Annotated in this window: 17 protein-coding genes; 7 read left to right on the top strand and 10 right to left on the bottom strand. The window is 68.8% G+C overall.

Going from position 1 to position 14,948, the window contains the following annotated elements:
- Positions 1 to 39: 39 nt before the first annotated feature.
- The 7 genes from yajC to pdxS all read right to left on the bottom strand — a co-directional run bounded on the left by yajC (position 40) and on the right by pdxS (position 5,095).
- Complete coding sequence (gene yajC / locus ACIQTT_RS02255) at positions 40 to 432, bottom strand: preprotein translocase subunit YajC (protein WP_402785409.1); 393 nt, start codon at positions 430 to 432, stop codon at positions 40 to 42.
- A gap of 73 nt (positions 433 to 505) precedes the next feature.
- On the bottom strand, positions 506 to 1,531 hold the full coding sequence (gene ruvB / locus ACIQTT_RS02250; protein WP_402785406.1) for a Holliday junction branch migration DNA helicase RuvB: 1,026 nt from the start codon (positions 1,529 to 1,531) through the stop codon (positions 506 to 508).
- The gene (gene ruvA / locus ACIQTT_RS02245) at positions 1,524 to 2,126 is read right to left on the bottom strand and encodes a Holliday junction branch migration protein RuvA (RefSeq protein ID WP_402785403.1); all 603 of its coding nucleotides are present in this window, start codon (positions 2,124 to 2,126) and stop codon (positions 1,524 to 1,526) included. Before ruvA ends, ruvB begins: the two co-directional genes overlap by 8 nt.
- Before the next feature lie 9 nt (positions 2,127 to 2,135).
- A complete protein-coding gene (gene ruvC, locus ACIQTT_RS02240; RefSeq protein ID WP_402785400.1) occupies positions 2,136 to 2,723 on the bottom strand; it encodes a crossover junction endodeoxyribonuclease RuvC in 588 nt (195 codons plus the stop codon).
- Between the two features lie 45 nt (positions 2,724 to 2,768).
- Positions 2,769 to 3,530: a YebC/PmpR family DNA-binding transcriptional regulator gene (locus ACIQTT_RS02235; RefSeq protein ID WP_402791066.1), complete on the bottom strand. Its 762-nt coding sequence runs from the start codon at positions 3,528 to 3,530 to the stop codon at positions 2,769 to 2,771.
- A 73-nt stretch (positions 3,531 to 3,603) separates the two neighbouring features.
- Positions 3,604 to 4,212, bottom strand: coding sequence for a pyridoxal 5'-phosphate synthase glutaminase subunit PdxT (gene pdxT / locus ACIQTT_RS02230; protein ID WP_402785397.1), 609 nt, complete (start codon positions 4,210 to 4,212; stop codon positions 3,604 to 3,606).
- Positions 4,202 to 5,095, bottom strand: a complete 894-nt coding sequence (gene pdxS / locus ACIQTT_RS02225; RefSeq protein ID WP_402785395.1) for a pyridoxal 5'-phosphate synthase lyase subunit PdxS — start codon at positions 5,093 to 5,095, stop codon at positions 4,202 to 4,204. Before pdxS ends, pdxT begins: the two co-directional genes overlap by 11 nt.
- Positions 5,096 to 5,185: 90 nt before the next feature.
- On the opposite strand from pdxS, the gene ACIQTT_RS02220 reads away from it, so the two are divergent.
- Both ACIQTT_RS02220 and pdxY read left to right on the top strand, forming a co-directional pair.
- The gene (locus ACIQTT_RS02220) at positions 5,186 to 6,493 is read left to right on the top strand and encodes an aminotransferase class I/II-fold pyridoxal phosphate-dependent enzyme (RefSeq protein ID WP_402785392.1); all 1,308 of its coding nucleotides are present in this window, start codon (positions 5,186 to 5,188) and stop codon (positions 6,491 to 6,493) included.
- A 46-nt stretch (positions 6,494 to 6,539) separates the two neighbouring features.
- On the top strand, positions 6,540 to 7,391 hold the full coding sequence (pdxY, locus tag ACIQTT_RS02215) for a pyridoxal kinase PdxY (protein ID WP_402785390.1): 852 nt from the start codon (positions 6,540 to 6,542) through the stop codon (positions 7,389 to 7,391).
- Between the two features lie 2 nt (positions 7,392 to 7,393).
- Here the strand turns inward: pdxY and ACIQTT_RS02210 are convergent, their stop codons facing one another.
- From ACIQTT_RS02210 to ACIQTT_RS02200, 3 genes are all read right to left on the bottom strand, one after another.
- Entirely contained in the window at positions 7,394 to 7,939 is a 546-nt protein-coding gene (locus tag ACIQTT_RS02210) for an HIT family protein (RefSeq protein WP_402785387.1), read from the bottom strand.
- Positions 7,936 to 9,861, bottom strand: a complete 1,926-nt coding sequence (thrS, locus tag ACIQTT_RS02205; protein WP_402791063.1) for a threonine--tRNA ligase — start codon at positions 9,859 to 9,861, stop codon at positions 7,936 to 7,938. The genes ACIQTT_RS02210 and thrS overlap by 4 nt, the downstream gene beginning before the upstream one ends.
- A 121-nt stretch (positions 9,862 to 9,982) precedes the next feature.
- Complete coding sequence (locus tag ACIQTT_RS02200; protein WP_402785384.1) at positions 9,983 to 10,342, bottom strand: YnfA family protein; 360 nt, start codon at positions 10,340 to 10,342, stop codon at positions 9,983 to 9,985.
- A gap of 148 nt (positions 10,343 to 10,490) precedes the next feature.
- Between ACIQTT_RS02200 and ACIQTT_RS02195 the strand changes: the two genes are divergently transcribed.
- The 5 genes from ACIQTT_RS02195 (at position 10,491) to ACIQTT_RS02175 (ending at position 14,898) form a co-directional block, all read left to right on the top strand.
- Complete coding sequence (locus tag ACIQTT_RS02195) at positions 10,491 to 11,441, top strand: alpha/beta fold hydrolase (protein WP_402785381.1); 951 nt, start codon at positions 10,491 to 10,493, stop codon at positions 11,439 to 11,441.
- An 18-nt stretch (positions 11,442 to 11,459) separates the two neighbouring features.
- The gene (locus ACIQTT_RS02190) at positions 11,460 to 11,864 is read left to right on the top strand and encodes a hypothetical protein (RefSeq protein ID WP_402785378.1); all 405 of its coding nucleotides are present in this window, start codon (positions 11,460 to 11,462) and stop codon (positions 11,862 to 11,864) included.
- A 38-nt stretch (positions 11,865 to 11,902) separates the two neighbouring features.
- The gene (locus ACIQTT_RS02185; protein ID WP_402785375.1) at positions 11,903 to 13,249 is read left to right on the top strand and encodes a cryptochrome/photolyase family protein; all 1,347 of its coding nucleotides are present in this window, start codon (positions 11,903 to 11,905) and stop codon (positions 13,247 to 13,249) included.
- Between the two features lie 90 nt (positions 13,250 to 13,339).
- Positions 13,340 to 14,509 carry a MalY/PatB family protein gene (locus tag ACIQTT_RS02180; protein ID WP_402785372.1) on the top strand — a complete coding sequence of 390 codons (1,170 nt, stop codon included), beginning with the start codon at positions 13,340 to 13,342 and terminating at the stop codon, positions 14,507 to 14,509.
- 98 nt (positions 14,510 to 14,607) lie between these two features.
- Entirely contained in the window at positions 14,608 to 14,898 is a 291-nt protein-coding gene (locus tag ACIQTT_RS02175; protein WP_402785369.1) for a hypothetical protein, read from the top strand.
- Positions 14,899 to 14,948 lie beyond the last annotated feature (50 nt).

Raw genomic sequence — 14,948 nt, 5'->3', positions numbered from 1 at the left:
GAGAGGCCGGATTCCGGGGTGCGGTCGAACGCCGCGGACTTACTTGTCGTCTGCGTCGCGGTCGAGGCGCGCGCGCGTCTCTTCCGGGGTCTCGGCGACCGGAGCATCCGCGTCGACGACGATGTCGTCGTCCGCGAGCTCGGCGTCATCGGCGACGATGTCCTTCGGCTCGACGATGCGGAGGATCGCCTGGCTGTGCACCTCGATCACGACGCCGGGAGCGACCTCGACGGAAGCCGGGTGGTCGAGGTCATCGGGGTCGTAGGAGACGATCGTGCCGTAGATGCCACCCTGCAGGAGCACGCGCACGCCGGGAACCGTCTTCGTCGCCTTCTCCTCCTGCTCGGCCTTCATCTGCTTCTGACGCTTGCGCGTGTTGAAGATCATGAAGACGAGGAGGACGGCCAGAAGACCGAAGAGGATGATTTCCATGGGGCGGAGCGCCTTTCTGAGGTGCACGCACCATCAACGGGCGCACAGAAGTTTCGGGGGAAGTCTTCTGTGATTATAGGTCATCGAAGCGCAGCGCTCCGTCGGGATGCGCGACACCCAGATGTGCGTATGCCTCGGGCATGGCGACGCGCCCCCGCGGGGTGCGGCCGAGGAAACCGATCCGTACGAGGTAGGGCTCGACGACGCTCTCGACGGTCTCAGCCTCTTCACCGACGGCGACCGCGAGTGTACTGAGGCCGACCGGTCCCCCGCGGAACCGTCGCACGAGCGCTTCGAGAACGGCGCGGTCGAGACGGTCGAGACCGATGGGGTCGACGTCGTACAGCTCGAGGGCTGCGCGGACATCCGCGATGGTCGCTTCTCCCGCGCCGTGCACGAGCGCGTAGTCGCGCACGCGCCGGAGCAGACGGTTGGCGATTCGGGGTGTTCCGCGCGACCGGCGTGCGATCTCGGAGAGCGAATCGGACGGAAGATCGACGCCCAGGACCGCCGCGGATCGTGCGATCACCCGCTCGAGTTCGCCCTCGTCGTAGAACTCCAGATGACCCGTGAACCCAAATCGGTCCCGCAGAGGGTTGGGAAGCAGACCCGATCGAGTGGTCGCGCCCACCAGGGTGAACGGCGCGAGTTCGAGCGGGATGCTGGTGGCTCCCGCTCCCTTGCCGACCATGATGTCGATGCGGAAGTCCTCCATCGCGAGATAGAGCATCTCCTCGGCGGAGCGCGCCATCCGGTGGATCTCGTCGATGAAGAGCACCTCGCCCGGCACCAGACTCGAGAGCAAAGCCGCGAGGTCGCCCGCGTGCTGGATTGCCGGCCCGCTCGACAGCCGCAGCGGGCGCTGGCTCTCATGCGCGACGATCATGGCCAGTGTCGTCTTGCCGAGTCCCGGGGGGCCTGCGAGCAGGATGTGGTCGGCGGGCCGGCTCTGGATGCGCGCCGCCTCGAGGAGGAGTTGCAGCTGTCCGCGCACCTTCTGCTGCCCGACGAACTCGCCGAGGCTCGTCGGGCGCAGAGCGCCCTCGATCGCGAGCTCGGTGTCGTCGACCGGCTCGGAGGCGTCGAGCGCGTCAGCCACGCGCCGGCCCCAGCAGGGCGAGCGTGCGCCGGAGGAGCGGCGCCACGGCTGCACGCTCGGCATCGGATGCCTCGGCGGCGGTCTGCGCGGCGGCCTCGGCGGCGACCTTCTCCGACCATCCGAGTCCGACGAGAGCCGCAGTGACCTGTCCTACGACGTCCAGCGCTCCCGCGGGACTCGGCGCGACGGCGACCGTCGGCTGCACCTTTCCGGCGAGTTGGACGACGATGAGCTTCGCCGTCTTGGGACCGATACCCGACACCCGACGGAAGGGCGCGTCGTCTTCGGCGTTCACCGCCTCAGCGATCTGATCGACGGTCAGGTGCGACAGCACGCCCAGGGCGGACTTCGGTCCAACGCCCGTCACGCTGATGAGGAGCCCGAAGACCTCGAGCTCGTCGCGCTCGGCGAAACCGAAGAGCGAGAGCGCGTCCTCGCGCACGATCAGGCTCGTGTGCAACCGGAGCTGCTCCCCGACCGTCGCGGTGTGCGCGACGTCGGCCGGCACGGCGACGGTGAAACCGACGCCGCCCACCTCGACGACGACCTGGTCGGAGGTCGAGTGCAGCACGGTGCCGTGCAGGGAGGAGATCATCTCCCCAGCCTAGGCCCCGCGTCGTACGTATGTTCGAGCGACACGCTCCGCATCCGCCCAGGCGCGCTGCGCCGGGGTGAGTCCTCCTGCAGCGGTCGCCGCCCCCGCGCCGCCGCGGCGCCAGGCGTGGCAGAGCGCGATGGCGAGGGCATCCGCTGCGTCCGCCGGCTGCGGGGGCGCGTCGAGACGCAGGATGCGGGCGATCATCGCCTGCACCTGCCGCTTGTCGGCCGATCCGTAGCCGGTGACCGCGGCCTTGACCTCGCTCGGCGTGTGGGTGGCGGCGGGAAGACCCGCTTCGGCCGCGAGCAGCAGGGCGACGCCGCTGGCCTGGGCCGTGCCCATCACCGTGTGCGTGTTCTGCTGTGCGAACACGCGCTCCACCGCCACGGCTTGCGGCGCATGCGCGGCGATGACCTCGCGGATGCCGGCGGCGACCGTCGCGAGACGCTCACCGATCGGCGCATCCGGAGACGACCGGATCACTCCGACGTGCACGAGCGTGCCGCGACGCGATCCGTCGACGTCGACGATGCCCACACCGCATCGGGTGAGGCCGGGGTCGATCCCGAGCACGCGCAACGAGGAGGAGGTCACTCCCCCAGGCTAGGCGGCACCGTCGACGTCGGGCGGGTGGCGCGCCTAGCTGTCGTCGTTCTCGAGCTCGGCCTGCACCTCGGACGAGAGGTCGAAGTTGCTGAAGACGTTCTGCACGTCCTCGCTGTCCTCGAGCGCATCGATGAGGCGGAAGATCTTGCGCGCGGTGTCGGCGTCGATCTCGACCTTGAGGTTCGGGACGAACTCGACGTCGGCCGACTCGTAGTCGATGCCCGCCTCCTGCAGCGCGCTGCGGACGGTCACGAGGTCGGTCGCCTCGGTGATGACCTCGAAGCCCTCGGCGTGCGGCTCGATCTCTTCGGCACCGGCCTCGAGAGCCGCCATCATGACGTCGTCCTCGGTGGTGCCCTCGGAACCGACGACGATGACGCCCTTGCGCGAGAAGTTGTAGGCGACGCTGCCCGGGTCGGCGAGGGTTCCGCCGTTGCGGCTGAGGGCCGTGCGCACCTCTGCGGCGGCACGGTTCTTGTTGTCGGTCAGACACTCGATCATGAGCGCCACGCCGTTCGGGCCGTACCCCTCGTACATGATGGAGGTGTACTCGACCGCTTCGCCGCCGATGCCGGCTCCGCGCTTGACCGCGCGATCGATGTTGTCCTTCGGGACGGAGGTCTTCTTCGCCTTCTGCACCGCGTCGAACAGCGTCGGATTGCCCGCGAGGTCGGCGCCGCCGAGCTTGGCCGCAACCTCGATGTTCTTGATGAGCTTGGCCCAGGACTTGGCGCGCCTGGAGTCGATGATGGCCTTCTTGTGCTTCGTGGTGGCCCACTTGGAATGCCCGGACATAAGTCTCCACTCGTCGTATCCGCCCGTGGGCACGGCCCAGGGCATCGACCAGTCTAACGAATCGTGACGTCGCCTACCGGGCTGCGCTCGGGTAGCGTCGTGCCTCGTCGAGGAAGAGCTCGTGGAATCTGCGCTCGCCGTCCATCTCGGGATGGAAGCTCGTGCCCAGTAACGGTCCCTGGCGGACCGCCACCACCGTGCCGTCGGGCAGGGCGGCCAACACCTCGACCGCAGCCCCCGAGCGCTCGACGATCGGCGCCCGGATGAACGTCGCCGACACGGGAGCATCGCCGAGCACCGGCACGTCCAGGTCGATCTCGAACGATTCGGTCTGACGTCCGAACGCGTTACGTCGCACGTCCACGTCGAGGCCGCCGAAGGACTCCTGCCCCTCGATCGCGTCGAGCACCGTGTCCGCCAGGAGAATGAGCCCGGCGCAGGTGCCGTACATCGGCATCCCTGCCCGGATCGCCGCGCGAATCGGCTGCTGGAGTCCGAACAGCCGCGCCAGCTTGTCGATGACGCTGGACTCTCCGCCCGGCAGGACGAGCCCGTCGATCCCGGCCAGTTCCTCGGGGCGGCGCACGAGCACCACTCCCGCTCCGAGTTCCGCGAGCAGGGCGGCGTGCTCGCGCACGTCGCCCTGCAGCGCGAGGACTCCGACGGTCGGGCTACCAGCCACGCTCGGAGAGCCGGTGCGGTGCGGGCAGGTCCGACACGTTGATCCCGACCATCGCCTCGCCGAGGCCGCGCGAGACCTGGGCGATCACGCTCGGATCGTCGTGGAATGTCGTGGCCTTCACGATCGCCGCGGCGCGCTGGGCGGGGTTACCCGACTTGAAGATGCCCGAACCGACGAAGACTCCGTCAGCGCCCATCTGCATCATCATCGCGGCATCCGCGGGCGTCGCCACTCCTCCGGCGACGAACAGCACGACCGGCAGTTTGCCGGTCGCCGCCACCTCGACGACGAGGTCGTAGGGCGCCTGCAGCTCCTTCGCCGCCACGTAGAGCTCGTCCTTGGTCATCGAGCGCAGGACATTGATCTCGCTCGTGATCTTGCGGATGTGCTTGGTCGCCTCCGAGACGTCGCCGGTGCCGGCCTCGCCCTTCGAGCGGATCATCGCGGCGCCCTCGTTGATGCGGCGCAGAGCCTCGCCGAGGTTCGTCGCCCCGCACACGAACGGCACGGTGAAGCCGAACTTGTCGATGTGGTTGACGTAGTCCGCAGGCGACAGCACCTCGGACTCGTCGATGTAGTCGACGCCGAGCTCCTGGAGGATCTGCGCCTCCACGAAGTGGCCGATGCGCGCTTTCGCCATCACGGGGATCGAGACGGCATCGATGATGCTGTCGATCATGTCGGGGTCGCTCATGCGCGAGACCCCGCCCTGAGCGCGGATGTCGGCGGGAACGCGCTCCAGCGCCATCACGGCGACGGCGCCGGCGTCCTCGGCGATCTTGGCCTGCTCGGCGGTGACGACGTCCATGATGACGCCGCCCTTGAGCATCTCGGCGAGACCGCGCTTGACCCGCGCGGATCCGGTGGTTGCCTGGTCGTTCATCGCATTCCTTTCGGCTGAGCCAATGACTCTTTTGATCTATGTCAAACCGTAGCATCGTCCCGGACGTTCTAGAATCGGTGTCGAGGACCCATGAGCGCCGAGATCACCGGAACGACCGCAGCAGACATCGCCGACAGCGTGCGCGCTCTGCGCGACCGCGGAACGCTCCGCCCCGGCGATGCGCTCCCCCCGGTGCGAGAGCTCGCCGCCACGCTCGGCGTGAACCGCAACACCGCGGTCGCCGCGTACCGACAGCTCGCCCAGGCCGGGCTCGTCGTCTCCCGCGGGCGCGCCGGCACCACGATCACCGGCGTCGAAGCGGTGGCCCAGGAGGGCTACGCCGCCGACACGGTGCTCCGCGACGTCGGCACGGGCAACCCCGAGCCCCGGCTCATCCCCGATCCCTCCCCCGCACTCGCCCGCGTCACCGGGCGACCGGTGCTCTACGGCGAGCCGGTGATCGACCGCGGCCTCGATGCCTGGGCGCGCGAGTGGATCGCCGCCGACCTCGACCACACCGACTTCCGCGTCACCGTCACCAGCGGCGCGGTCGACGCCGTCGAGCGGCTCCTCGCTCAGGCGCTCACGCGCGATGACGCGGTCGCGCTCGAGGACCCCTGCTTCCTCGCCAGCATCCACACGGTGCGACTCGGTGGCTACCGCGCCGTGCCGGTGCCCGTCGATGAGGAGGGGATGACGGTCAGCGGACTCCGCGCGGCTCTCGATGCCGGCATCCGAGCCATCATCTGCACTCCCCGCGCGCAGAACCCCACCGGCACCAGCCTGACGGCTTCGCGCGCGGCCGAGCTCCGCGCCGTTCTCGCCGACCACCCCTACGTGCTGATCATCGAGGACGACCATTTCTCGATGCTCTCGCAGCGTCGCTACGAGACGTTGATCGGACCGGAGCATCGACGGTTCGCCCTCGTGCGCTCGGTGTCGAAGTTCCTCGGACCCGACATGTGCCTGGCACTCGCGGCCACCGACCCGGAGACGGCCGAGCGCCTGTCGATGCGGCTCAGCCCGGGGACGACCTGGGTGAGTCACCTGCTCCAGCGACTCACGCACGCCCAGCTGACCGACCCTTCGGCGCTCGAGACGATCGGCACTGCCGCGGCGCACTACGCCGAGCGCAACGCGGCCTTCGCAGAGCTGCTGCGCACCCACGGATTCGACACCCCCGACTCCGACGGCCTCAGCCTCTGGGTGGAGCTCCCGCGCCCCGCACGCGCGGTCGCCGAGCAACTCATGCGCCGCGGGTGGCTGGCCCGGACCGGCGACGAGTTCGCCCTCGACGACAAGGCCGAGCCGTCACGGCACCTCCGCCTCACCGTCCATGATCTGTCCGATACGGATGCCGCCGTCTTCGTCACCGACCTCGTCGCGGCTTCCCGATGACCACCCGAAGCGGGAACGCCCCCGCCCTGAATGAAAGGATCGGGAGATGAAGATCCTCTCCATCCAGTCCGCCGTCGCCTACGGTCACGTGGGAAACTCCGCCGCGGTGTTCCCCCTGCAGCGCATCGGCGTCGAGGTCCTCCCGGTCTACACCGTGAACTTCTCGAACCACACCGGCTACGGCGCATGGCGCGGTCCGATGATCGATCCCGCCGAGGTGCGCGAGGTCATCACCGGCATCCAGGACCGTGGCGTCTTCGGCGGCATCGACGCGGTGCTCAGCGGATACCAGGGCGGTGAGGGCATCGGCGACGTGATCATCGACGCCGTCGCGCGGGTCAAGGCGGAGAACCCGAACGCGATCTACGCGTGCGACCCCGTGATGGGCAACGCCAAGTCCGGATGCTTCGTGGCGCCTGCGATCCCCGTGCTCCTGCGGGAGAGGGTCGTGCCGGTCGCGGACATCATCACGCCGAACCAGTTCGAGCTCGGCTTCCTCACCGAGACCGAACCCGACTCGCTCGAGTCCACGCTGGCGTCCGTCGACCTGGCGCGGGCGATGGGACCGCGCACGGTGCTCGTCACGAGCGTCGAGCGGCCGGATCGCGAAGAGGGAACGATCGAGATGCTCGCGGTCGACGACGAGGGCGCCTGGATCGTGCAGACCCCGCACCTTCCGATGAAGGCCAACGGATCGGGCGATGTGACCGCTGCACTCTTCACCGCGCACTACGTCGAGACCGGCAGCGCGCAGACCGCCCTCGAGCGCACCGCTTCGAGCGTTTACGACCTGCTGAAGGCCACGCTCGATTCCGGGGAGCGCGAACTGCAGCTCGTCGAGGCGCAGGAGTTCTACGCGCACCCGCGCATGCAGTTCACCGCCCGTCAGGTGCGCTGAGCTCAGGCCACAGGCCACGCGTTCGCGACGGCCTCCCGCACCTCGCCGAGGAGCTGCGGGAGCGCCTTCGTCTTGGCGATGATCGGGAAGAAGTTCGCGTCCGAGCGCCACCGCGGTACGACGTGCTGGTGCAGGTGCCCGTCGACACCCGCGCCGGCGACGGCGCCCTGGTTCATCCCGATGTTGAAACCGTCGCAGCGCGACACCTCCGCCAGCACCCGCATCGCGGTCTGCGTGAGCGCGCCGATCTCGGCGACCTCCTCGGGCGTGGCCTGGTCGTAGGTCGCGATGTGGCGGTACGGGCACACGAGCAGGTGCCCCGAGTTGTACGGGAACAGGTTCAGCAGCACGTAGGCCGTCTCACCGCGCGCGACGATCAGCCGCTCGGCATCCGGATGCTTCGGGGCCTCGCAGAAGGGGCATTCCTCGCGCAGCGGCTCGGGCCCCGCCTGGATATAGGCCATCCGGTGCGGGGTCCAGAGCCGCTGGAACTCGTCGGGGACTCCGGCGAAGTCCGACGCCGGCTCCAGCGGCTCCTCCGGGGTCACGCCAGGTCCCCCGCCGTCTGCACGAGCGTGTGCTCGGCGATCGCGGTGCGGATGCGGGCGACGGCATCCGCGATCGGGACGCCGTTCTCCTGGGTTCCGTCGCGGTAGCGGAACGAGACCGTGCCGGCGGCGCGGTCCTGCTCGCCGGCGATGAGGAGCAGCGGAACCTTGCCGGTCGTGTGCGTGCGGATCTTCTTCTGCATCCGGTCATCCGACGTGTCGAGCTCGGCGCGCACACCGGAGTCGCGCAGCGTGGTGATGACCTCGCCGAGATAGTCGGCGTAGTCCTCGGCCACGGGGATGCCGACGACCTGCACGGGGGAGAGCCACACCGGGAAGTCGCCCGCGTAGTGCTCGAGCAGGATCGCGAAGAAACGCTCGATCGAACCGAAGAGCGCACGGTGGATCATGATCGGGCGCTTCTTCTGCCCGTCCTTGTCCATGAACTCGAGATCGAAGCGCTCCGGCAGGTTCGGGTCGACCTGGACGGTCGACAACTGCCAGGTGCGACCGATCGCGTCGCGGGTCTTGAGATCGATCTTCGGGCCGTAGAACGCGGCCTCACCCGGGACCTCGGTGAGCTTGAGCCCCGAGGCGACGGCGACGCGGCGCAGCGCGTCGGTCGACGACTCCCAGAACTCGTCGGAACCGATCCACTTGGACTTCTCGTCGTCCTTCATCGACAGTTCGAGCTCGAAATCGGTGAGACCGAAGTCGCGGAGCATCGAGAGGATGAAGTCGAGGACCTTCGCGACCTCGTCCTCGAGCTGGTCGGGCGTGACGAAGAGGTGCGAGTCGTCCTGGGTGAACCCGCGCACACGGGTGAGACCGTGCAGCGCACCCGAGAGCTCGTTGCGGTAGACCGTGCCGTTCTCGGCGAACCGCAGCGGCAGATCGCGGTAGCTGCGCGCGCGCTCCTTGTAGATCAGGATGTGCATCGGGCAGTTCATGGGCTTCAGGTAGTAATCCTGGCCCTGCTTGGTGATGTTGCCCTCGTCGTCGCGCTCCTCGTCCATGACGATCGGCGGGAACATGCCGTCCTTGTAGGTGACGAGATGGTTCGAGGTGAGGAAGAGGTCTTCCTTCGAGATGTGCGGGGTGTACACGTAGGTGTAGCCGCCCTCGATGTGGCGCTTGCGCGCGTGCTGCTCCATCTCGCCGCGGATCATGCCGCCGCGCGGGTGCCAGACCGAGAGTCCGGAACCGATCTCCTCCGGGAAGGAGAACAGGTCGAGCTCCTTGCCGAGGCGACGGTGGTCGCGCTTGGCGGCCTCCTCGAGGCGGTGCTGGTAGGCGCGCAGCTCGTCCTTCGACGGCCAGGCGGTGCCGTAGATGCGCTGGAGCTGCGGGTTCTTCTCGCTGCCGCGCCAGTAGGCCGCGGCGATGCGGGTGAGATCCCACCCGTTGCCGATCATGCGCGTGTTCGGCAGATGCGGACCGCGGCAGAGGTCCTTCCAGACCACCTCGCCGTCGCGGGTGGTGTTGTCGTAGATCGTGAGTTCGCCCTCGCCGACCTCGACCGAGGCGCCCTCTGCCGCCTCCTTGCCGCCCTTGAGCCCGATGAGCTCGAGCTTGAACGGTTCGTCGGCGAGCTCGGCGCGGGCCTCGTCATCGGTGACCACGCGGCGCACGAAGCGCTGACCCTCGCGGACGATGCGCTGCATCTCCTTGGTGATCGCCTTGAGGTCCTCGGGCGTGAACGGCGAATCGACGCCGAAGTCGTAGTAGAAGCCGTCGGTGATGGGCGGGCCGATGCCGAGGTTCGCCTGCGGGTTGATGCGCTGCACGGCCTGCGCGAGCACGTGCGCGGTCGAGTGGCGCAGGATGCTGAGGCCGTCGGGACTGTCGATCGTGACCGCCTCGACCTCGTCGGCGTCGGTCACTGTGGTCGCGAGGTCCTTGAGGATGCCGTTGACGCGCATGGCGACGACGGATCGGTCAGAGAACAGGGCGAAGCCGTCTTTCGGCTGGGCGTTTTCAGGCACTGATCACTCCATCTGGGTCTGGATCTAGGCTACTCGCATGGCCGGGTCGCGCTGACCGTCACGCCCCCGACTCGGAGGTCGTCTGGGTCACGGCCGGCGCGAGGATGATGATCGCCGCTCCGACGAGGGCGATCGACGACCCCACCCAATCCCAGACGGTCGGCCGGAAGCCGTCGACGATGATGCCCCAGGCGAGCGACCCCGCGATGAAGATGCCGCCGTAGGCTGCGAGCACGCGACCGAAGTTCGCGTCCGGCTGGAGCGCTGCGACGAAGCCGTAGGCGCCGAGTGCCATCACGCCGAGTACGGCGAAGATCCACCCGCGCTCCTCTTTGACCGCCTGCCAGATCAACCACGCTCCCCCGATCTCCGCGACGGCGGCCAGGACGAAGAGCACGATGATGCGGAACACGGTCATGCGGTCAGTCTGGCACTCGCGTACCGCCGTGCACGAGCATCCGCTACCGCCGATGCGGTACGTCGCCGACCGCGGCGGGTCGATGTGCGCGCACGTGCGTCGCGCGACGCTGGAGTGGCGGCGCAGAGCGCGCCCGGAGAGGCAGGCAATGAAGAAGTTCGCGAAGAGGGCACTCGTCACGGCCGTCGCGGTCACCGCGACGATCGCGGTCGGACTGGCGACCACGACCGTCGTGAACGTCGTCGCGTCGGAAGCGGAGAAGGACGCGATCGAGCCCTACGGCAGGTTCGTCGCGGTCGACGGCCATCGGATGAACGTCGTGATCACCGGCTCCGGTTCCACGGATGTCGTCCTGCTCCCCGGATTCGGCACGGCGTCACCGGCGATCGACTTCTCACCGCTCGTCGACGATCTGTCCACCGACCATCGCGTCATCGTGATCGAGCCCCTCGGGTACGGATTGAGCGACGGCACCGAAAGCGCACGGACGACGGAGAACATCGTGAGCGAGGTGCACGCCGCCCTCGCGCAGCTCGGCGTCGACGACTACGTGCTGATGGGGCACTCCATCGCGGGCATCTACGCACTCGAGCTGGCGGCGAGACACCCCGAGGAACTCCGCGGCTTCGTCGGCATCGACACCAGCGTGCCCGGCCAGCCGCATATGGACACCGAGTTCCCGATCGGCCTCATGGGCGCCGCGCGCACTCTGGGGCTCGCGCGCCTGCTGCTCGCGGTCGGCGGGGTCGGGCATGAGGGTGCCGCCTACTCGGATCATGACCGGGAGCAGCTCGCGATGATCGCGAATCGCACGTCGATGGGACCCACCTACCTCGACGAGATGGCGCACATCGCCCCGAACTTCGCGCAGGCCGAGGGGCGCGCCTTCCCCCACGAGCTTCCGGTGCTGCTGTTCGCCGAAGCCGACAACGAGAAGAACCCGGAGTGGCTCGCCCTGCACGAGGCCCAGGCCGCGAGCGTCGCTGACGGCACCGTGATCCCCCTCGCGGGCGAACACTATCTCCATCACACGCACGCCGCGGAGATCGCGGACGAATTCCGGAGCTGGGCCGTAGGACGGGTGCCCTCGCCGAGATGAGCCGGGTAGCGTAAGCGGATGACCCGAACGATCGCCCGCTGGATCCTTGCCGCAGGGCTCGGCGCCATCGGCGTACTGCATTTCGTCCAGACGCGCGGATTCCGGGTGGTCGTGCCGGACTGGGCGACGCGCGTCTCCGGTCTCGACAAGGAGACCATCGTGGTCGCCTCCGGCGTCGTCGAGATCGGGCTCGCAGCGGGGATGGTCGCACTCCCTCGGGAACGCCGCCGGATCGGATGGGCGACCGCGCTCTTCTTCGCCGCCGTGCTGCCCGGCAACGTGCACCAGTGGCGGACGGGCCGTTCCACGCCCGGGCTCGACACCGACCGCCGGCGATTCGGGAGGCTCTTCCTGCAGCCGCTCCTCATGGCGTGGGCGGTGTGGGCGACCAGCGCCGAGGGCCGAAGTCAAGGCCGCCGCTGACATTTCTCCGATCGACGCACGAGAGCCAGAATGGGGCGATGTCCTCCCCCTCGCTCGTGTGGTTCCGTGATGATCTGCGTCTCGCCGACAATCCGGCTCTGCGCGCTGCGATCGATCGAGGCGAACCGATTCTCGCCGTCTACGTGCGCGACGAGGAGTCGCCCGGCATCCGTCCTCTCGGCGGTGCGGCCCGCTGGTGGCTGCACCATTCCCTCGCCTCGCTGCAGGAACGGCTGCGGGAACGCGGTGGAGACCTGGTCCTGCGTCGAGGGCCTGCTGCTCGCGTGATCCCCGAGATCGTGGCGGATGCCGAGGCCGGGGCCGTGTTCTGGAATCGCCGCTACGGTGGCCCGGAGCGCGACATCGACACCGACCTGAAGACCGCGCTCCGGGCGGATGGCGTCGAGGTCGCCTCCTTCGCCGGTTCCCTGCTCCACGAGCCGTGGACGGTCACGACGGGGGCCGGCACGCACTTCTCCGTGTTCACTCCGTTCTGGCGGGCGTGCCTCGCGCTGCCCGCCCCGCGACTCCCTGTTCCCGAGCCGCACGAGATCGACGGCATCCGTTCCGTCCCCGCGTCGGACGCCCTCGACGACTGGGCACTGCTCCCCACGCGCCCCGACTGGGCGGAGGGATTGCGCGAGACCTGGGAGCCCGGCGAACCCGCCGCTCGCCGTCGACTGCGCTCCTTCCTCGACGAGGACCTCGGCTCCTACGACCGCGCGCGCGACGAGCCTTCGGCAGGAGCCACCTCGCTCCTGTCCCCGCGCCTGCGCTGGGGAGAGATCAGCCCATTCACGGTGTGGCACGAGGCGGTCTCGACCGACGGCGCGGGCGGGTTCCTGTCGGAACTCGGTTGGCGCGAGTTCGCGTGGCACACTCTCTTCCATTTCCCCGACCTCGCGTCGAAGAACCTCCGCCCCGAGTTCGATGCTTTCCCGTGGCCGCGCCTGAAGCCGTCGCACCTGCAGGCCTGGCAACGGGGCGAGACGGGAGTTCCGCTCGTCGACGCCGGAATGCGAGAGCTCTGGCGCACCGGCTACATGCACAACCGGGTGCGGATGGTGACGGCATCCTTCCTCGTGAAGAACCTCCTCATCGACTGGCACCGTGGCGAGGAGTGGTTCTGGGACACCCTCGTCGATGCCGATGGGGCGAACAATCCGTTCAACTGGCAATGGGTCGCCGGTTCCGGTGCGGATGCCGCGCCCTACTTCCGCATCTTCAACCCCGAGCTCCAGGCCAAGAAGTTCGATCCGAAGCGCCTCTACATCTCGCAGTGGGCATCGGATGCCCCCGCCGAGCCGATCGTCGACCTCGGGGAGACGCGGAAGGCGGCGCTCGCCGCGTACGACGTCGTCAAGCGCGCGCCCCGCGATCGGTGAGCAGCTGAGCGCCGGGCCACCTCGGCCCCGGTAGCGCGCGCTCACCGTACGATCGAGGGAGCCCCGCTCCCCGGCCCTGAAGGATCCCGTATGTCCGTCGACCGCTTCGACACCCTCACCGAGAACGATCTGCGAGCGGCGGGGAGCGTCAAATGGACGACCTTCCCCGACACGATCGGCGCGTTCGTCGCCGAGATGGATTTCGGGGTCGCACCCGCGGTGAAGGACGCGGTGACCGGTGCCCTCGAGCAGGGGCTCACGGGATACCTCCCGCAGCATCTCGCCGACGACCTCGCCGCCGCGACGGCCGCCTGGTACGCCGCTCGCTACGGCTGGGAGATCTCGTCGGCGCAGGTCAAGCAGGTACCCGATGTGATCACCGCGTTCGAGTACGCGATCGAGCAGTACACGGCTCCCGGAGCCGCCGTGATCGTCCCGACCCCGGCGTACATGCCATTCCTCATGGTTCCCCCGATGCACGGGCGACGGGTGATCGAGGTGCCGAGCATCGTCGAGAACGGGCGCTGGGTGCTCGACCACGACGCGGTGGCCGCGGCCTTCGCCGAGGGCGGCGAGCTGCTCGTGCTGTGCAATCCGCACAACCCACTCGGAACGGTCGCGACGCGCGAGGAGCTCGAACGGGTGGCGGAGACCGTGCACGACGCCGGCGGACGCGTGTTCTCGGACGAGATCCACGCGCCGATCGTCTACGCCCCCGCCGAGCACATCCCCTACGCCTCGATCTCCGATGTCGCCGCAGGTCACACCCTCACCGCCACCTCCGCGTCCAAGGCGTGGAACCTCGCCGGTCTCAAGTGCGCGCAGATCATCGTCTCGAACGAGCGGGATGCGGACCTCTGGGAGCGTGAGGGATCGTGGGCCGGTCACGGGACATCGACCATCGGCGCCGTGTCGAACGTCGCCGCCTATGCCGACGGAGGCGAATGGCTCGACGGGACCGTCGCCTATCTCGACGGCAACCGTCGGACGCTGGCGGCGCTAGTCGCGGAACTCCTCCCCCAGGTGCGGATGACGGTTCCCGAGGGCACCTACATCGCACTCCTCGATTTCCGCGAGACCGGCCTGACGGGCGACCTCGGCGAGTGGTTCCGCGAACACGCGGGCGTCGCGATGACCGACGGCGCCGCCTGCGGCGTGGCCGCGGTCGGGTTCACCCGGTTCGTCTTCGCCCTGCCTCGCCCGCTCCTCGAAGAAGCGGTGCGTCGGATCGCAGACGCGCTGCACACGCTGAACGGCTGAGCGCGGGCTCGCCCCGCTCGGACGATTACTCTTCCGCCGGCTGGAGCAACGTGCTTTGCTGTCCTCGGAGGGGTACCACTGGGGAAAGGGTACCGACGATGGGCGAAGCGGAGACGCGCGCCGGCGCGCCGTTCGGAGGGGTCTGGACGGCGGTCATGGGCGCGATCGGGGGTTTCGCCATCGCGATGTTCCTCGCACCGGCGATCCAGGACTACTGCCGGAGTGGATGGCTCGTCGGCACCTGGCAACCGGATGCACCTGTGGGGTGCGCGCTGATCCCTGGCTGGATGTACGGGGGCGGAGGCTTCGCCGCCGCGCTCGGAGTCGCCCTCGCGGTAATCGTCGGCGGGGGTATCTGGATGGTCGCGCACTTCGGCGACAGCGACTAACGCGCGTGAAAATACGCCTCACGCACTGCCCGGTCAACCCCTGACCGGTA

The organism is Microbacterium sp. NPDC090225, assembly GCF_044772365.1.
GTDB lineage: Bacteria > Actinomycetota > Actinomycetes > Actinomycetales > Microbacteriaceae > Microbacterium.
This window is presented reverse-complemented; position numbering and strand designations above follow the sequence as displayed.